Genomic DNA, 19,541 nt, shown 5'->3' with positions numbered 1-19,541 from the left:
ACTCTTTTATTTTAATTCAAAAATTCAAAAATACCAGCGGCACCTTGTCCTGTTCCGACACACATAGTTACCATACCGTATTTTCCTTTCATTTCACGCTTACGCATCTCATCAAATAACTGTACCGATAGCTTTGCTCCCGTACAACCTAGTGGGTGTCCTAAAGCAATAGCTCCTCCGTTTACGTTAATGATGTCTGGATTTAATCCAAGTTCCCGGATTACAGCAAGCGATTGAGAAGCAAAAGCTTCGTTAAGTTCGATCAACTCAACATCATCTTGCTTTAAACCAGCTTGTTTCAACGCCTTTGGAATAGCTTTTACTGGTCCGATACCCATGATTCTTGGTTCAACTCCAGCAGCTGCATAGTTTACCATTCTTGCAATAGGCTCAAGATTAAGTTCTTTTACCATTTCTTCGCTCATTACCAATACAAAAGCAGCACCATCACTCATTTGAGAAGAGTTACCAGCAGTAACACTACCACCTGCAGCAAATACAGGCCTTAGTTTTCCTAATACCTCTTTACTAGTACCAGCACGAGGTCCTTCGTCTTTGTTTACTGTATATGATTTTGTAGCTTTCTTACCACTAGCATCGATATAAGTCTGTTCTACGTTGATAGGCACGATTTGATCCTGAAAACGATTTTCAGCTTGTGCTTTCAATGCTTTCATATGAGAATTGTAAGCAAACTCATCCTGATCCTCACGAGATACTTTAAATTGATCAGCTACGGCTTCTGCAGTATTTCCCATTCCCCAGTAATAACTTGCGTTATCTTTTGCAAGGTCATAGTTCAAATCTGTTTTGAAACCAGTCATTGGTACTGCACTCATGCTCTCTGCACCACCAGCGATGATACAATCTGCCATTCCTGCTTGTATTTTTGCAGTAGCGATTCCGATAGTTTCAAGTCCAGAAGAACAGAAACGGTTTACAGTAACACCTGGTACATCTATAGAATCTAATCCCATTAATGAAATCAAACGAGCCATGTTTAATCCTTGTGCACCTTCTGGCATTGCATTTCCTACAATCACATCATCAATACGAGACTTATCCAATTGAGGAAGCTCTTTCATCATGTGCTCGATGGTTTCTGCAGCTAATTCATCAGTTCTTTTAAATCTGAACAATCCGCGGGGCGCTTTTCCCACGGCTGTTCTATAAGCTTTTACTATATATGCTGTTTTCATCTTTTTTCTTTTTCTAAGGTTCTAGTTTCTAAGAGGTTTTCCTTTCTTAAGCATGTGTTCGATACGCTCAAGAGTTTTACGTTCTGTACAAAGAGACAAGAAAGCTTCTCTTTCAAGATCAAGTAAATACTGTTCTGTAACCAAAGTAGGTTCAGAAAGGTCTCCTCCAGCCATTACATAACCTAGTTTGTTGGCTATTTTGTGATCGTGTTCAGAGATAAATCTACTTGCTTCCATAGAGTCTGTTCCTACCAAGAACATACCCAGTGCTTGTTTTCCAAGTACTTTTATGTCTTTACGGCGAGGCGGTTGTGTATATCCTTGCTCTGCCATTAATTTTGCATGTGCTTTTGCGGTAGCGATCTGGCGATCTTTGTTAACCACAACAATATCTTTACCTTTTTGTAGTAGGTTAGTATCAAAAGCTTCATAAGCCGAAGTAGACACTTTTGCCATACCAATGGTTAAGAAATGCTCTTGTAGAATATTTAACTCTACATCGTTCTTCTTAAACAAATCAGCAGCTCTTAATGCCATTTCTTTGGATCCACCACCACCTGGGATCACACCAACACCAAATTCTACTAATCCCATATAAGTTTCTGCAGCTGCAACAACCTTGTCTGCATGGAGTGAGATCTCACATCCACCACCAAGCGACATTCCGTGAGGAGCCACAACCGTAGGGATAGAAGAGTAGCGCATACGCATCATGGTATCCTGGAAGTATTTGATTGCCATGTTCAATTCGTCATATTCTTGCTCTACAGCCATCATAAAGATCATACCGATGTTTGCACCCACAGAGAAATTTGCTCCCTGGTTACCAACAACCAATCCCTGGAAATCTTTTTCTGCAAGATCAATAGCTTTATTAAGACCAGCAAGAACATCACCACCAATAGTGTTCATCTTACTTTGGAATTCTACATTTAAGATTCCATCTCCAAGATCTTCAACAACAACACCGCTGTTTTTGAATACCTGAGAAGATTCTCTAATGTTATCTAAAATGATAAAGGCATCTTGTCCAGGTACTTTTGTCTGTTGTTTTGTTGGAATTTCGTAGAAATACGTAGCACCTTCTTTTACCGTATAGAAAGAAGAACTTCCAGAAGCTAACATTTCGTTTACCCAAGCTGCTGGCTCATATCCTTCAGCTTTCATCATTTCTATTCCTTTTTCAACACCTACAGCATCCCAGATTTGGAATGGTCCATGCTCCCAGCCAAAACCAGCTTTCATCGCATCGTCAATCTTGTATAAATCGTCAGTGATTTCTGGAATTCGGTTTGAAACGTATGTAAATAAAGCGGCAAGGTTCTTACGATAGAATTCTCCTGCTTTGTCTTTTCCGGATACTAATACTTTAAAACGATCGATTACTTTATCGATAGTCTTTGTCATTTCTAGTGTTGCAAAAGAAGCTCTTTTCTTTTCTCTATATTCTAAGGTATCCAAATCTAAAGAAAGAATATCTTTTTTACCTTCTGGAGAAACGTGTTTTTTATAGAACCCTTGTTTTGTTTTGCTTCCTAACCATTTGTTTTCCATCATTGTATTGATGAAATCAGGAAGTTTAAACAATTCATGACGTTCGTCATCTGGACAGTTTTCAGCGATACCATTAGCTACATGAACCAAAGTATCCAGACCAACAACATCTACCGTTCTGAAGGTAGCTGATTTTGGACGACCGATTACCGGACCAGTAAGTTTATCCACTTCTTCGATAGTTAATCCCATTTCTTTTACCATATGGAATAAACTCATGATGCTGAAGATACCAATTCTGTTACCGATAAATGCTGGTGTATCTTTGGCTACAACAGAAGTTTTACCCAAGAATTGCTCTCCGTATCCGTTTAAGAAATCCAATACTTCTGTAGAAGTTTGTGGACCAGGGATAATCTCAAATAACTTTAAGTAACGAGCAGGGTTAAAGAAGTGTGTTCCACAGAAATGTTTCTGGAAATCTTCGCTTCTACCTTCACTCATAAATTTGATAGGAATACCAGAAGTATTTGAAGTAATTAAAGTTCCTGGTGTTCTGTATTTTTCTAAGTTTTCGAAAACTTGTTTTTTGATATCAAGTCTCTCAACAACAACCTCGATAATCCAATCTACATCTGCAACTTTTGCAATATCATCTTCCAAATTACCTGTGGTAATTCTGTTTGCAAATTTTTGATGATAAATAGGAGAGGGCTTTGATTTAAGCGCAGCGGTAAGCGAATCATTTACTAATCGATTTCTTACTGCTTTGTCTTCTAAAGTAAGGCCTTTTGCCTTTTCTTTATCGTTTAGTTCTCTAGGAACGATATCTAATAGTAGAACTTCTGCACCAATATTAGCAAAATGACATGCAATTCCCGATCCCATAATTCCTGAGCCGACGACTGCAACTTTTTTAATGATTCTTTTCATTGTTGAACTTCTGGTTGTTAAGGTTTTATAGATTCCTGTTTTTTATAAATTTTCTTTGACGATATTAAATCGTTGATGATCTGAAATACTTCCAGAAAAACATCTAGTTTTTCTTTTGGAATGTGTTTTTTTACCGCGTTGTCAAAAGTGAAAACCACTTCTTTAGAGAAATTTCTCATTTCTACTCCAAAAGGGGTTAAATAGATCAAAACACCTCGGCCATCCTGAGGGTTCTTTTTTCTATAGATTAATCCTTTTTCTTCCATGGTTTTCAAAGTACGTGACAGGCTTGTAGCTTCCATGCCCATTTTGGGTCCTAAAGAGGTTGATGGAGTGCCGCTTTCTGGATCAATACTTAGGAGTGCAAATCCAGTAGCCATAGTACTGCCTTTTTTACTTGCTTCTTCGTTATACATCTTGGCAACCGCCATCCATGTAGCCCGAAGGGCATAGTCGATCGTTTTTTCCCTCATTCGTTTATTATTGTGATGGTAAAGGTAAGAAAAATTTATTATGCATGCATAATAAATAATGTAAAAATTTAGAAAATGTTGAAGTAATTTACGTTTTTCTATTGAATTAATAAAAAAACTCCCCATAAAATGAGGAGTTTACTGATTAACAGTTAAGCTTGTATATATATTACAATTGTAATCAGTAGTTTGAATTAGCCATAAATCTTAGTGTATAACGCACTATATTTTTCTTTGATAACTCTTCTTTTTAGTTTCATAGTAGGGGTAAGGTGACCTGCATCGATACTCCACTCATCTGGTGTCAATTCGAATTTCTTTACGCGTTCCCACTTCCCAAATTTTTCGTTATGCTCATCTACTTCTTCTTGATAGCGTTCTATCACGGTAGGATTGCTAATCATTTCTTCCATTGTTCCACCGATCTGTAGTCCTTTTCTTTCTGCCCAATCCTTTAAGAATTCGAAGTTAGGCTGAATGAAAGCAGCTGGCATTTTTTCTCCTTCACCGATTACCATAATTTGCTCAATGAATCTGGATTGCTTCATGGCGTTTTCGATCAACTGAGGAGCTACATATTTTCCACCAGAAGTTTTGAACATTTCTTTTTTACGATCTGTAATTCTTAAGAACCCGTCGCTATCAATTTCTCCGATATCACCAGTATGGAAGTATCCATCTTTTAATACCTCAGCAGTTTTTTCTGGATCTTTGTAATATCCTTGCATTACTTGTGGTCCTTTTACAAGAATCTCACCGTCTTCTGCAATTTTAACTTCGGTATTAGGGATCATTTTACCCACAGTTCCAATTTTGAAACCTTTCTCTCTTTCATCATTTACGGATACTACAGGAGAGGTTTCGGTAAGACCGTATCCTTCCATCACAGACATTCCAGCAGCATTAAATACTCTTGCCAATCTTGGTTGTAGTGCAGCACTTCCCGAAGCAATTACTTTTAGATTCCCTCCAAGGGCTTCTTGCCATTTGCTGAATATTAATTTTCTGGCCAATCCTAGTTTCTTTTCGTACCACCATCCGTTGGCTCCGTATGGCTCATATTCTAAACCAAGCTCCACTGCCCAGAAAAATAGCTTTTTCTTTAACCCGGTTAGGTCAGCTCCTTTTGCAATAATTTTATCGTATACCTTTTCAAGAAGTCTAGGTACCGCTGTCATCACATCTGGTTTCACTTCTTTTAGGTTGTCACTGATCGTTTCTAGCGACTCTGCAAAATAGATACTTACACCCAAATATTGATATAAATACATCAGCATACGCTCATAAATGTGACATACTGGTAAAAAGCTTAACGCTTTTGCCTCTCCAGAAGGAATAGGGAATCGGGTTGCAGCACTTAAGGCATTGCTTACCACGTTTTTATGACTTAGCATTACTCCTTTTGGACGACCTGTAGTACCAGAGGTATATATTAAGGTAGCAAGATCATCTTCATGTACTCCTGCCATTAACTTTTCTACTTCTTCCTGGTTGCTGTCATCTTTACCTAATTCTAAAACTTCATTCCAGCTTTTACAACCGTCTATATCATTAAAAGAATATACCCCTTTTAATGAAGGTACGTTTCCGTGAATATTTTTTACTTTTTGAAATACTTCATCATCGGAAACAAAACAATATACCGACTCTGAGTGATTTAATACATATTCATAATCTTCCTGAGAAATTGTAGGATAAATAGGAACATCTTGTGCTCCGATTTGTAACACACCAATATCTGTAATATTCCATTCAGTTCTATTATTTGAAGATATTATGGCGATTTTATCGTTTGGTTTTACCCCCAGTCTTAGTAAACCTCTACTAATCTGGTTGGCTTTATTGATGTATTCTTGGGTAGAAGTAGCAATCCACTCTCCATCATACTTTGTGATTAAAGCCTTTTCTAAATTAAATTTCTCTAATTGATAATGTGGAAAATCAAATAATCTAGTAATTGTCGTCATAAGTCGTTTTAAATGTTTTTTGTAGAATTCAACAAATCTTACCTAGAAGAATGGCATAAAAGCATTATAAGATAGTAAAATCCAAGGGATTATATACCAAAAACAAATGCTTCATTTTACTTTCTAGGGATCTTGTTAAATTACTATGCGTGCATAGTTTCGCAAATTATAAAAAATCTGATAATACACAACCCTAATATATAAAAAAAGGAGCTGTAATTTATCAACTCCTTAATTTTTTATTGTTTTTGATGCGATATTCTTGATATCGTAATTTTTAAGAGGATATGGTGGTATTCTCCATTCTAGTTTAAGATATCTTTAATCCTACCGCTTTATTTTTATTGGTTTTCTATCCACTTTCTCGCGTTTACAAAAGCTTCGATCCATGGAGATACTTCATCGTTTCTACCATCTGGATAATTAGCCCAGTTCCACTGGAAAATAGAACGTTCGATATGCGGCATCATTACCAAGTGCCTTCCAGTTTTGTCGGCCATCATCGCTACGTTATAATCTGATCCGTTTGGATTAGAAGGGTACGCGTTGTAACCGTACTTTGCTACAATGTGGTAGTTGTCTTCAGATAGGGGAAGGCTAAATTTTCCTTCTCCATGAGAAATCCAAACCCCAAGTGTACTTCCTGCCAAAGTAGATAGCATTACAGAATTGTTTTGCTGAACTTTTACCGATGTAAATGCACTTTCGTGTTTATGCGAAGCATTGTGAATTAACTTTCCATGGGTTTCATGGTCTGGATTGATCACTTCTAGCTCCATAAATAACTGACAACCGTTACAGATTCCTACAGAGAGTGTGTCTTCTCTGTCAAAGAAGTTTTTTAGTGCTGTATTGGCTTTCTCATTATATAGAAATGCTCCAGCCCATCCTTTTGCAGAGCCTAATACATCACTATTTGAGAACCCTCCAACTGCACCAATAAACTGAATGTCTTCAAGAGTCTCACGTCCCGAAATAAGATCAGTCATGTGCACATCCTTTACATCAAAACCAGCCAGGTACATGGCATTGGCCATTTCACGCTCAGAGTTACTTCCTTTTTCTCTAATGATTGCTGCTTTTGGACGAGGCTTACTGCTATCAATGATTGGTTTTCTCCCCATAAAATGAATAGGGAACTCATATTTCAAAGGTTGCTTTGCATAATTCTCGAAACGATCCTTGGCAAGATTATTTGCCGTTTGTTTTTGATCCAAAAGGTAAGAGGTCTTATACCAAGTATTTCGAAGTTCTGCAATATTCAAATCAAAACTATCGTCCTTATTTACAATCTGCAGTGTGTTTCCTTCAACAGCTTTACCAATCTTGAAAAATTCAATTCCGTTTTCAGCAAGTATTTGTGCTACATCACTATTAGGAGCACTTTGGAAAACAATTCCAGCATTCTCAGCAAATAAGAGTTTGATAGAATCAGACTCTCCAATTTCAGAAAGGTCAATATTAGCAGCAAGGTTCACATCTGCAAAACATAATTCTAATAGGGTAGTGATTAATCCTCCTGAGGCAACATCATGTCCTGCGATAATTTTACGATCCTGAATCAATTGCTGGATGACATTAAACGTAGTTTTGAAAGCTTTGGCATCCGTTACATTTGGTGCTGTTGTACCAATTTTATTGTGTACCTGCGCAAATGAAGATCCACCCAATTGATGTTTATCATTGGACATATTGATGTAGAAGATATCTCCACCATATGTTTTTAATACCGGTTCTACCACTCCAACAATATCATTACAATGTGCAGCAGCGGATATGATTACGGTACCCGGAGCGATAACTTCCTCATTAGGATACTTTTGTTTCATGGATAAAGAATCCTTACCCGTTGGGACGTTGATCCCTAAATCTATGGCAAAGTCAGAAACGGCTTTAACAGCTTTGTATAATCTTGCATCTTCTCCCTCATTTTTACAAGGCCACATCCAGTTTGCAGATAATGAAATGGAAGATAATCCCTCGTTCAAAGGAGCCCAAATAATATTGGTAAGTGATTCTGCTATAGAGTTTTTACTTCCTGCCTCTGGATCAATCAATCCAGAAATAGGAGAATGCCCTATAGAAGTAGCAATACCCTCTCCAGACTTATAGTCTATTGCCATTACTCCGCAGTTGTTGAGTGGTAGTTGTAATGGTCCAGCACATTGTTGCTTGGCTACACGTCCTCCTACGCAACGGTCTACTTTGTTAGTCAACCAGTCTTTACAAGCAACTGCTTCTAATTGTAACACTTGCTCGAGGTAATCTTTTAATTTATCTGTAGTGTAATTGATCTCATTATAATTGCGATCAATACTTATATCGTTCATGATGGTTTTTGGAGAACTTCCAAACATATGGTCCAAATCCATGTCCATAGGAGTGTCTCCTTTAGTTTTTGAAGTAAAGGTAAAACGATGATCTCCGGTTACATCTCCAACCTGATACATAGGAGAGCGTTCACGCTCAGCGATACGTTGTAGGGTGTCGATATTATCAGGTCCGATCACCAATCCCATTCTCTCTTGTGATTCGTTTCCTATGATTTCTTTGGCAGATAAGGTAGGATCTCCTACTGGTAGCTTATCCAAATCGATTTTGCCTCCTGTTTCTTCTACTAATTCTGAAAGGCAATTTAAATGTCCTCCAGCTCCGTGATCATGGATGGAAACAATGGTGTTTTGATCGCTTTCTACCATACCACGAATCGCATTGGCTGCTCTTTTTTGCATTTCTGGGTTAGAACGTTGGATGGCATTCAATTCGATACCACTACTAAATTCTCCTGTATCTGCAGAGGATACAGCTGCACCTCCCATACCAATTCTATAATTTTCTCCACCAAGAATTACAATTTTATCACCCGTTTCTGGTTTGGCTTTGATCGCCTGGTCTTTTTTGCCATATCCAATACCTCCAGCTAGCATGATTACCTTATCAAATCCTAACTTTCTAGCATCTTCTTCATGTTCAAAAGTAAGTACAGATCCAGTGATCAAAGGTTGTCCGAACTTATTTCCAAAATCCGAAGCTCCATTAGAAGCTTTGATCAAAATGTCCATTGGAGTTTGATACAACCAATCGCGCTCTGCAACGGCTTGCTCCCAAGGTCTGTTTTCTTCAAGTCTTGAGTATGAGGTCATGTATACTGCAGTTCCTGCTAGCGGTAAAGAACCTTTTCCTCCTGCGAGACGATCTCTTATCTCCCCTCCAGAACCTGTAGCGGCACCATTAAAAGGCTCTACCGTGGTCGGGAAGTTATGTGTTTCTGCTTTTAGAGAAATTACACTTTCAAAATCTTGTTCGGTATAAAAGTCTGGTTTGTCTGCGGTTTTAGGAGCAAACTGCGTAGCCTTAGGTCCATCGATAAAGGCAACATTATCCTTATATGCAGAAACGATATGATTAGGATGTGTTTCTGACGTCTTCTTGATCATTTTAAAAAGAGAAGAGGGTTGCTCCTCTCCATCAATAACAAAAGTGCCGTTAAAGATTTTATGGCGACAGTGTTCTGAATTTACTTGTGAGAAACCGAATACTTCAGAATCTGTGAGTTTTCTACCAATTTTTTGACTTATTCCTTCAAGATATTCAATCTCTTCTTCACTAAGTGCTAACCCTTCACTTTCGTTATAGGCAGCAATATCTTCGATGGCCATAATCGCTTCTGGTTGGATGTCTATAGTGTAAATATCCTGATCCAATCCATCGTACTTTTGAGAAAGCATCGGATCAAAGTCCGTATGCGATTCTGGAACCGAGTTGAACTCCTCAATTCGTAGGATTCCTTCGATACCCATATTTTGGGTGATCTCTACTGCATTGGTACTCCACGGAGTAATCATTGCGGCACGTGGACCAACAAAAAAAGCGTCAACAGACGCCGTAGATATTTTAGGTTGGTTGCCAAATAACCATGTGAGTTTTTTAATACTTTCTGGGGTAATTTCAGTATTGGCTTGAACGGCAAATACTTTCTCTTTTGGGTTTCCGAAGAAATGAATCATACTTCGATTATTTGTGTTGTTTTAATTAAGCTGCAAATTTACTATTTTAAATGTAAAATCAAGCACAAAATAGCTATTGGATCCTTTAGTTATTCACCAAATTTTAAAAACCAGAAAGTATAAAGACTACCAGGTATACATTCTGATAATTAATGCCCCACCTTTTTGCAATACATACAATTGTGAGTGACCTTAATACTGAATCCCAAAGTATGGTATAGCCCCTGTAATTACTCGTTAATCCAACTGTTATTCGAATCCAAATCTGTATGCTCTGATAAAAAATTATTAATAGCAATTATATCTTCTTGTTCCAGAGCTCTTTTTGCAATTCTTACTTTTTTGGATTTACCTTCGTCTGTATTATAGTGTATTTCCAGGATTTTATTAACAGCTTTGAATTGGGTGATTTGATTGTAGCGGATAAATTTTTTCGATGCAAGAACTCCAAGTTTAACTTCTAAATATTCAGGATAGACTTTTACTACTTTTAAGTTTTGATTTAAACCACCAATGACCAATAATAAAATACCTGGACCAATCATCATAAGATTTCCAATTAGGAAAAACATAATAATACTAATCAGTACGATTATTCCTCCCATGATTAAGTTTTGATTGGCTAATTGTTTACGTAGTGAAAATTCTTGTATTAATTCCATACTTATATTGTATTAATGAACTTCTCTTTTTTGATTTGATTTAGGTTTTTTCTGGCTCCTATGGCTCCAATGATGCCAATGGGTATAAATAAAACACTTCCTATAAAGAATAGAATACTTCCGGTTTTAGGTTTTCCAAACCAAATAATAGCGATTGCAATACAGTTTAATATTGCGAATGGAAGAGTCATCCAAAAGATAATGAGGCTTTCTTGCTCCTGAGAAGACATGGTAAATAGAAGCATCAGTAATTGAATTACCAACCAGATCACCATTTGAGAATTAATCCACTTCATTTTACGAATTACAATTATAGTGTTGTACTTATAAACATGAAGCAAATATCTTGCAAAGACATTTACCAAAACACCTTGTTTTCAGTGAAAATGATTGGCAATTATTAATAGGTAAGAAAAGACGAGTTTACTTTCTTTCTAGTAAAGCCATATAAAACCCATCATAACCAGATTGATGAGATAATATTTTTTTGTCTTTGATAAAATTGAAATTTTTTCCGGTTTCTGTGGTAAGAAAATGCTCTACCTGGTTTTGATTTTCTGAAGGTAGGATAGAACACGTAGCATAAACAAGTTTCCCTCCGGGTTTTACCATTTTTGAATAACTCTCCAAAATTTCTGATTGTGTCTGTCTGATCGAATCCAGAAACTCTGGCTGAAGCTTCCATTTGGCATCAGGATTTCTGCTTAGTACTCCTAATCCACTACACGGAGCATCAATCAAAACCCGGTCAGCTTTTCCATGTAGCTTTTTGATATCCTTAGTGCTTTCTATGGTACGAGGTTCGATATTATGAGCACCAGCTCTTTTTGCTCTTCTTTTTAATTCTTTCAGTTTATTGCCATAGATGTCCATAGCAATAATTTGCCCTTTGTTTTGCATCAATGCAGAAAGGTGTAACGTTTTGCCTCCAGCACCGGCACAAGTATCGACCACACGTTGCCCTGGTTGTACATCCAGAAAGTTAGCCACCAATTGCGATGAAGCATCCTGTACCTCGAAAAAACCATTTTTGAAAGCATCTGAGGTAAATACATTTTTGCGCTCAGTAAGCTGCAAAGCGTCTGGATATCCTTTGATGAATTCGGTATCGATATCTTCATCTTCTAAGGCACTTCGTAATTTATCTCTAGAAATTTTTAAGGTATTGATCCTTAACACTACAGGAGCTTGCTCGTTGAGCGCTTTCAATTCTTTTTCCCATTTAGCTCCTAATTCTTGCTCTCCGATTTCATCCATCCAATCAGGAATAGATTCTCTAAATTTTCTGATTTTACTCAGTTCATCAAAACGCCCTTTGATACGTCGGGTAGGAGTAGGACCGATTTGTTTCCAATCGGGTAGTGTAATTCCTCGTAGCGTAGCCCAAACCGCAAAAATTCGCCATAGATTTTCTCTTGAAAAAGGCTCTTTTACTTCAGCGATTTCAGCATACAGGCGTTTCCAACGTACAATTTCATAAACCGTTTCTGCTACAAAGCTTCGATCCCGAGATCCCCATCTTTTGTCTCGTTTCAAAAGTTTTTGAACTACTTTGTCGGCATACCCATCTTCATTAAAGATTTCGTTAAGTCCGTCAATTACCGCAAAAACAAGATTTCTATGTAAACGCATGCTGCTACTTTTTAAAGGTTTGCAAAGGTAGACGTTTGTAATCAAATACTATTATATTTGGTCAAAATTGTTGCATATGAGAGTAGTTTTGATCCTTATTTTCGTTTTGAGCATATTATCCTGTGATACCAAAGAAGAAATTGTTAAGCCCAGTTTTTCTGAAGTGGATATAGAAATACTCTATAAGGACTCAATAAGCATACGCGCTATTGACATATATCGAGATTCTTTGGTTGGTTTTGGATTTAACAAAGGGTATGGTTTTTTGGATTTGAAGACCAATACAGTGGAATTGAAAGAGTATACAATTAATGAGACGGTAGATAGCAGTAAAAATTGGATCACAGAACATCGAGCGGTTACTTTTGTTGACAATTCATTTTTTAGTTTGGGAATCAGTTCGCCAGCCAGGTTGCGAAAGATGAATATTGAAAATAAAGAAGAAAAGCTCGTCTATGAAGAACATCATAAAAAAGCATTTTATGATGCCATTGCGTTTTGGAACGATAAAGAAGGAATCGCAATGGGGGATCCAACAGACAGATGTCTATCTATTATCATCACTAGGGATGGAGGCAATTCCTGGCAAAAGGTATCTTGCGAAGATCTACCTGAAACAGCAGAAGGAGAGGCCGCATTTGCTGCAAGTAATGGGAATATTGCTATACAAGGTGAACATACCTGGATAGTGTCAGGAGGGATGAAATCTCGGGTATTTTACTCGCCAGACAAAGGAAAAACCTGGATGGTTACAGATACACCTATTATACAAGGACAGCCAACTACGGGAGCATATTCGATGGCGTTTTTTGATGCTATGAATGGAGTGATTTATGGAGGAGACTATACCCAACCTGAGGACAACAAAGCCAACAAAGCCATTACAAAAGATGGTGGAAAAACCTGGGCGTTGGTTGCCGATGGTAGTGGAGCGGGTTATAAAAGTTGCGTTCGCTACATCCCTAATGGGAAAGGAGAAGAAATGGTTGTGGTAGGTTTTACCGGGATTAGCATTTCCAACGATAGGGGAGCTTCCTGGAAAGAACTCAGTAAAGAAGGATTTTACACCTTACGTTTTTTGACAGATAGTACTGCTATTGCAGCGAGTAAAGGAAGAATTGCCAAACTTACGTTTAAATAAAAAAGAGGCTTAAACAAGCCTCTTCCTATATTTATTGATTATTTCTTCGATTTCGCCATTGTCGTACTCGATCCAATAGTCGTTTATTGAAATCATTTTCAGCCTTAATCAGACGTACGATCTTTTTATTTGGGAGCACACTTTGCAAATCTTTGATCAATTTTTTTCTAGCTTCCATTTTTTTGGTTTCGCCATTCATATAATTGTCCAAAAATGTTCCTGCTTGGCTATCACTTAATCCGTCGGGTCCATTGTAAGCTTCTTTTAGTGCTCTAAAACCCTTACGCTCACTTTTCTTTATTTGGTGTACGGTTTCATCATAAGCATTATAGATAGGCCAAAACTGTTGCGCTTCTTTGCTACTTAGATTTAATTGTTCTGTGATAAAGGCAACTTTAAACGCTTTGATTTTTTCACCACCTGGACCAGGTCCTTGCGCCATAGCGTGTAGCGAAATAAAAGCGAAGCATATCAGTAGTAGTATCTTTTTCATCAATTTAAATTTTTCAATCGTTCATTTGGAGCTATACACTCGTTCATTTGTTAATCTGTAAATATAATGTCATCCTCGAGATCTTCCTCGGATAGATATTCTAATAGTTCTTCTTCAGAAATTTCTTTTTCCTCAAATACATCAGTATAGTTAGTCTCTTCATCCAATAAGGAAGCAATATCTTCATTACTAAGCTCTACATTTCCCTCTGCAAAATACTCCTGTATATCTGCTAATTCCAAAGTATTGATATCTGTTAAGTCAGTATTCCCTTTAGTAATAGATACAGAAATGATAATGGCAATCATAGCTGCTATTCCAGAGATGTAAAGGAGATTCCTTTTAGAGAATATTGAGATTACCTTTCCTTTAGGCACTTCTTTTGTAGCTTTTTGCAATACCTTTTCTTCCAAAGACTCAAAATAGGATTCTGGAGTGCCAAACCCAGAAGAGATCTTATGATCTAGTATTGATTTCTCTTCTTCTTGAGACGTTATGGCTTTAGTGATAGATTCCTCTACATGATCAAAGTAACCATCAGGAGCAGTAAACCCTGAAGATATCTTTGTATCCAGAGTAGGAGAGGTATCGGTTTCAGAAGCAATGGCCTCTTGTAACCGGTCCTCAAATGTTTCAAAATATCCATCTGGTATTTTAAAACCTCCGTTGTCTTTATGTAATTTATCTTTTTTCACTATATATATGACTGTGTAAATGTATAAAGGTTTAACCTTCTTTTAAAAATTCTTCTATTTTTTTCACTGCCAGGTGATAAGAAGCTTTTAGGGCTCCCTCACTGGTTTCCAGGATTTCTGATATCTCTCTATATTTTAATTCCTGAAAATACTTCATGTTAAATACTTGTTGCTGCTTTTGAGGCAGAGTGGCAACGGCCTTTTGTAACTTCAATTGCATTTCATCACCATTATAATATACATCAGCTTCCAAATTCTGTACCAATTGCAAGTTTAGTTCTTCGTTACTAATATTATATTTTTTTGCTTTTTGATTGAGAAAGGTAATCGATTCGTTGGTAGCAATACGATATAACCAGGAATACAATTTACTTTCTCCTTTAAACTTACCTATATTTTTATATACCTTAATAAAGACATTCTGTAAAATATCATCGGTGTCGTCATGGCTTTTGACCATATTACGTATATGCCAATACAAACGTTGCTTGTAGAGGGTAACCAACTTGCTAAAGGCTGCATTGATATCTTCATCAGATTGCAGGGCAATAAGTAAGCTTTCTTCTTCTTGAATATTCAATGATAGACTTTTTATATGATTAGTGATAGTTTATTCTAACCTCTTAGACTAATGTACACAAAAAAGGTTTAATAAACTTGTAAAAAAAGGTAAACTGATCAATTTTGTAGGAAAAATGTAGGAATAAATGTTAAATTTGATGTTTATTTGCATTTTTTATAGATAAAATGCAGTTTTTATTTGGAGAATTGAAAATTAGTCGTATCTTTACACTGTAATAATGAATTACTACTTTCATTTCCCCCAAGGTGAAAGTTTATTAATAAGAGTGAGTTTTAATTTTAGAGTAAGCCCCTAAATTAAGATGATTTGTGTGAAGAGAAAGAGTGCGACAGCACTCTTTTTTCTTTTTATAGGTTTTTGATATTTCTGAGTAAAGTAGGAATAAAGCTACAAAATATGATATATTCAGCATGTCAAAACGTTAAAAAACACATTTTTTTAGATAAAATGCATTTTTTATTTGGAAAACTGAAAATTAGTCGTATCTTTACACTGTAATAATGAATTACTACTTTCATTTCCCCCAAGGTGAAAGTTTATTAATAAGAGTGAGTTTTAATTTTAGAGTAAGCCCCTAAATTAAGATGATTTGTGTGAAGAGAAAGAGTGCGATAGCACTCTTTTTTCTTTTATAACTATTTGGAAGTCAATTAATTTTTATTCAAACGACTGCATCGTTACTAATTTTTGATACACTCCATCTTTTGCAGTAAGTTCTTCGTGTGTACCTTTTTCAACAATTTTACCTTTTTGCATTACAACGATTAAATCTGAATTTTGTATTGTTGATAATCGATGAGCGATCACAATACTGGTTCGATTTTTCATCATATTCTCTAAGGCAGATTGTACAAGTCGTTCACTTTCAGTATCCAGTGCAGAGGTAGCCTCGTCCAAAATCATGATAGGAGGGTTCTTTAATACCGCTCTAGCGATCGATAGACGTTGTTTTTGACCACCACTTAGTTTATTTCCGCTATCTCCAATATTGGTATCGATACCTTTTGGTAAGTTTTTTACAAACTCCCAGGCATTGGCTACTTTCAACGCATCTATAATCTCTTCTTCTGTTGCTGTTTCGTTTCCTATTAATAAATTGTTTTTGATGGTATCATTAAATAGGATCGAATCCTGAGTCACCAATCCCATTAAATTTCTTAAGGAGTGTTTGCTCAAATCTCTGATATCAACACCATCGATGCTGATGTTTCCTTTATTTACATCATAAAAACGAGTGACCAGGTTAGCAATGGTGGATTTACCACTGCCAGATTGTCCTACCAAGGCAACCGAACTACCTTTTGGAACCTCTAAAGAAAAATCATCTAATACATAGTCATCCTCGTACTTAAAGGAAATTTTATTGATCCCAATTTTTTGATTAAACCCTTCCTTTTCTTGTGCATTAGGCTTGTCTTGTAGAGGAGAAGGCGTGTTCAAAATTTCTAAGACACGTTCTGCAGCTGCATTTCCTCTTTTTACACCATAACTGGCTTTAGATATGGCTTTGGCCGGAGTCAATATATTATAGGCCAATCCCATATACACAATAAAGAGCCCTGGATCCAGGGTTTTGTCTACCAAAACCATTTGTCCACCATACCATAATAAGATAGCAATAACTGAGATTCCCAAAAACTCACTAGTAGGAGATGCTAAATTCTGTCTATTTAATAAGGTATTCGAAAAGTCATAGAATCGTTTTGTGGAAGCTTCAAATTTGTTCCCAAAGATCTTTTCGGCATTAAATCCTTTGATTACCTTCAATCCACCAAGCGTTTCTTCAACTATAGAGAGGAAAAATCCCTGCTCTTGCTGTACTTTGTCTGAGTCCTTTTTTAAACGCTTTCCGATCAAAGAGATTAAGAAACCAGATACGGGTATAAAAATGAATACAAATATGGTCAGTTTTACACTGATCAACACCATCGCAACAATAGTGAATAGAATCATTAACGGTTCTCGTACAATCAATTCTAAAATGGATAAAAAAGAATGTTGAATCTCCAAAACATCGGTAGATATACGTGCCATCGTATCTCCTTTTCGTTTTTCAGAAAAATAAGAGAGAGGTAATGCTACGGTTTTGTGATACAGCTCATTACGGATGTCTTTTAACACTCCATTTCGTAAAAAAGTGATAAAATACATGGCCAGGTAACTAAAAATATTCTTCAAAAAGAACATGCTGATCACCAGAATCACCATAAAAATCAATACATCATCGCTTCCTTGTTGTTCTTTTTGCGTTACAAAGTAACTCAGGTAACTCTCGGCATAATCGCGCACCTTAAAGAAACCTTCCCACTGCGGTTCTTCATATACTTTTTTGGTTTTATCAAACAATACATTAAGCATAGGAAATAAAGACACCATGGCCAATGTACCAAAGAGCGCATAAAAAATATTCGAGATGATATTTAAGATTGCATATATTCTATAAGGAGCCGCAAAGCGGAGAATTTGTTTAAAGTATTTCATTAATTATTTCAAAACAGCTATCACTGTTATTTAAGTTAATTGTAAATCTTTTTTGATAGCTTCAATCTTGCTATCCAATTGTTGTTGTGCGGTATCAAAATCAGCAACAGAATCCAAAGATCCTTGCACGCTGATGTAAAATTTAATTTTTGGTTCGGTACCACTAGGTCGAGCTGCAATTTTGCTACCACCTTCGGTATAAAAAATCAATACATTCGATTTTGGGATATCGATGATCGTTTCTGTATGATCTTGTAGGTTTTTGGCAACGCTGCTCTGGTAATCTTCGATCAAGACCACTTTTTCGTTATTCAAATGTTGTGGTGGAGTATTGCGCAGATCAATCATGGTTTGTTTGATCTCTTGCGCACCCTCGATTCCTTTTTTAACTAGGGACACTAGATTTTCTTTATAAAAACCATATTTGGTATATAGTTCTAGTAAAGTAGCGTAGAACGAACTGCCATTTGCTTTGGTATAGGCTGCAATTTCGCAAGCCAATAGGGTAGAAGTCACCGCATCTTTATCACGTACAAAATCACCTACCATAAAACCGAAACTCTCTTCTCCACCACCAATAAAATGTTTTTCAGGGAAATCTTTGATCAGCTTTGCAATCCATTTGAATCCGGTAAGCACTTCCAGGTACTCCACTCCAAAACCATTGGCAATGCTACGCATCATAGGGGTGGATACAATGGTAGAGGCAATAAATTCGTTACCCTTAAATGTTTTTTCTTTAGCATATTGCTCTAGCAAAAACCAGGTCATTACTACCATGGTTTGATTCCCATTCAGCAATTGCAAATCTCCATCCGTATTTCGTACCGCGATTCCTAAACGGTCACAATCAGGATCTGTACCGATCACGATATCCGCATTTACTTTTTTGGCCAAATCCATAGCCATGGTTAGGGCTTCTGGTTCTTCCGGATTAGGAGATTTTACTGTCGGGAAATTACCATCGGGTTCTGCTTGCTCTTCTACGATATGTACGTTTTTGAACCCTGCACGTTTTAAAGTTTCAGGTACGGCAGTGATAGAAGTGCCATGCAAAGAGGTAAATACGATGGTAAGATCATCTTTCGCTTCTTGAGTAGCTGCGATACTTCCGTTTTGTGCACTTTGATTGATAAAAGTTTCATCAATCGCCGTATCTATTTTTTCAATAAGGTCTGATTGTGCTTCAAAATTAATATCGGCGTATTGTAATGCATTGATTTCTGCAATGATTTCGGCATCCTGCGGAGGCACTAATTGTCCACCGTCCTGCCAGTACACCTTATATCCGTTATATTCTGGTGGGTTATGACTAGCCGTAAGTACAATCCCACAGTGGCATCCTAGCTCCTTTACGGCAAAAGATAACTCTGGAGTAGGGCGTAGGCTAGAAAATAGGTACACCTTTATTCCGTTGGCCGAAAATACATTGGCAACTATTTGTGCCAGGGTATCACTATTATTACGGCAATCGTAGGCGATTACTGCTTTGGGTTGTTCGCCTTCAAATTGTTTGAGTAAGTAATTACTAAGTCCTTGGGTACTTTTACCCAGGGTATATTTATTAATGCGATTGGTTCCGACACCCATAACACCACGCATTCCACCGGTACCAAATTCTAAGTCTTTGTAAAAGCTTTCCTTTAGGTCTTCGGGAGCGTTTTTCTGCAGGTTTTTAATGTGTTGTTGTGTTTCTGTGTCAAAGATAGGAGTAAGCCACTCGCTTACTTTTTGGCTGATGTCGGAATCTGTTACTTGCATGAAAATGATTTTATAACAAA

General features: G+C 37.0%; 14 protein-coding genes. 1 reads left to right on the top strand and 13 read right to left on the bottom strand.

Annotation, left to right across the window (positions count from 1 at the left end; translation table 11 throughout):
- Positions 1 to 11: 11 nt before the first annotated feature.
- The 8 genes from BUE24_RS04915 to BUE24_RS04880 form a co-directional block, all read right to left on the bottom strand.
- The gene (locus BUE24_RS04915; RefSeq protein ID WP_073314588.1) at positions 12 to 1,199 is read right to left on the bottom strand and encodes an acetyl-CoA C-acyltransferase; all 1,188 of its coding nucleotides are present in this window, start codon (positions 1,197 to 1,199) and stop codon (positions 12 to 14) included.
- Positions 1,200 to 1,220: 21 nt separating this feature from the next.
- Complete coding sequence (locus BUE24_RS04910; RefSeq protein ID WP_073314586.1) at positions 1,221 to 3,626, bottom strand: 3-hydroxyacyl-CoA dehydrogenase/enoyl-CoA hydratase family protein; 2,406 nt, start codon at positions 3,624 to 3,626, stop codon at positions 1,221 to 1,223.
- 17 nt (positions 3,627 to 3,643) lie between these two features.
- Positions 3,644 to 4,099 carry a MarR family winged helix-turn-helix transcriptional regulator gene (locus BUE24_RS04905; protein WP_073314584.1) on the bottom strand — a complete coding sequence of 152 codons (456 nt, stop codon included), beginning with the start codon at positions 4,097 to 4,099 and terminating at the stop codon, positions 3,644 to 3,646.
- 194 nt (positions 4,100 to 4,293) lie between these two features.
- Positions 4,294 to 6,066: an AMP-dependent synthetase/ligase gene (locus BUE24_RS04900; RefSeq protein ID WP_073314582.1), complete on the bottom strand. Its 1,773-nt coding sequence runs from the start codon at positions 6,064 to 6,066 to the stop codon at positions 4,294 to 4,296.
- Between the two features lie 341 nt (positions 6,067 to 6,407).
- Complete coding sequence (gene purL, locus BUE24_RS04895; RefSeq protein WP_073314580.1) at positions 6,408 to 10,073, bottom strand: phosphoribosylformylglycinamidine synthase; 3,666 nt, start codon at positions 10,071 to 10,073, stop codon at positions 6,408 to 6,410.
- 230 nt (positions 10,074 to 10,303) lie between these two features.
- Positions 10,304 to 10,735 (bottom strand): hypothetical protein, encoded by a 432-nt coding sequence (locus BUE24_RS04890; RefSeq protein ID WP_073314578.1) that lies wholly within the window; start codon positions 10,733 to 10,735, stop codon positions 10,304 to 10,306.
- Between the two features lie 2 nt (positions 10,736 to 10,737).
- Positions 10,738 to 11,031 carry a hypothetical protein gene (locus tag BUE24_RS04885; protein WP_073314576.1) on the bottom strand — a complete coding sequence of 98 codons (294 nt, stop codon included), beginning with the start codon at positions 11,029 to 11,031 and terminating at the stop codon, positions 10,738 to 10,740.
- A 127-nt stretch (positions 11,032 to 11,158) separates the two neighbouring features.
- On the bottom strand, positions 11,159 to 12,367 hold the full coding sequence (locus BUE24_RS04880; RefSeq protein ID WP_073314574.1) for an RsmB/NOP family class I SAM-dependent RNA methyltransferase: 1,209 nt from the start codon (positions 12,365 to 12,367) through the stop codon (positions 11,159 to 11,161).
- A gap of 76 nt (positions 12,368 to 12,443) precedes the next feature.
- On the opposite strand from BUE24_RS04880, the gene BUE24_RS04875 reads away from it, so the two are divergent.
- Positions 12,444 to 13,508 carry a WD40/YVTN/BNR-like repeat-containing protein gene (locus BUE24_RS04875; RefSeq protein ID WP_073314572.1) on the top strand — a complete coding sequence of 355 codons (1,065 nt, stop codon included), beginning with the start codon at positions 12,444 to 12,446 and terminating at the stop codon, positions 13,506 to 13,508.
- A gap of 31 nt (positions 13,509 to 13,539) precedes the next feature.
- On the opposite strand, the gene BUE24_RS04870 is transcribed toward BUE24_RS04875, so the two are convergent.
- The 5 genes from BUE24_RS04870 to BUE24_RS04850 form a co-directional block, all read right to left on the bottom strand.
- Positions 13,540 to 14,001 (bottom strand): hypothetical protein, encoded by a 462-nt coding sequence (locus tag BUE24_RS04870; RefSeq protein ID WP_073314570.1) that lies wholly within the window; start codon positions 13,999 to 14,001, stop codon positions 13,540 to 13,542.
- A gap of 50 nt (positions 14,002 to 14,051) precedes the next feature.
- A complete protein-coding gene (locus tag BUE24_RS04865) occupies positions 14,052 to 14,696 on the bottom strand; it encodes a hypothetical protein (RefSeq protein ID WP_073314568.1) in 645 nt (214 codons plus the stop codon).
- Between the two features lie 31 nt (positions 14,697 to 14,727).
- Complete coding sequence (locus BUE24_RS04860; protein ID WP_073315336.1) at positions 14,728 to 15,270, bottom strand: RNA polymerase sigma factor; 543 nt, start codon at positions 15,268 to 15,270, stop codon at positions 14,728 to 14,730.
- 666 nt (positions 15,271 to 15,936) lie between these two features.
- Entirely contained in the window at positions 15,937 to 17,760 is a 1,824-nt protein-coding gene (locus BUE24_RS04855; protein WP_073314566.1) for an ABC transporter ATP-binding protein, read from the bottom strand.
- Positions 17,761 to 17,790: 30 nt separating this feature from the next.
- Positions 17,791 to 19,521 (bottom strand): phospho-sugar mutase, encoded by a 1,731-nt coding sequence (locus BUE24_RS04850; RefSeq protein WP_073314564.1) that lies wholly within the window; start codon positions 19,519 to 19,521, stop codon positions 17,791 to 17,793.
- Positions 19,522 to 19,541: the final 20 nt, after the last annotated feature.

It is taken from the genome of Aquimarina spongiae (assembly GCF_900141785.1).
GTDB classification, from domain to species: domain Bacteria; phylum Bacteroidota; class Bacteroidia; order Flavobacteriales; family Flavobacteriaceae; genus Aquimarina; species Aquimarina spongiae.
The sequence above is the reverse complement of the archived record's forward strand: the minus strand, read 5'-3'. Positions and strand labels throughout refer to the sequence as shown.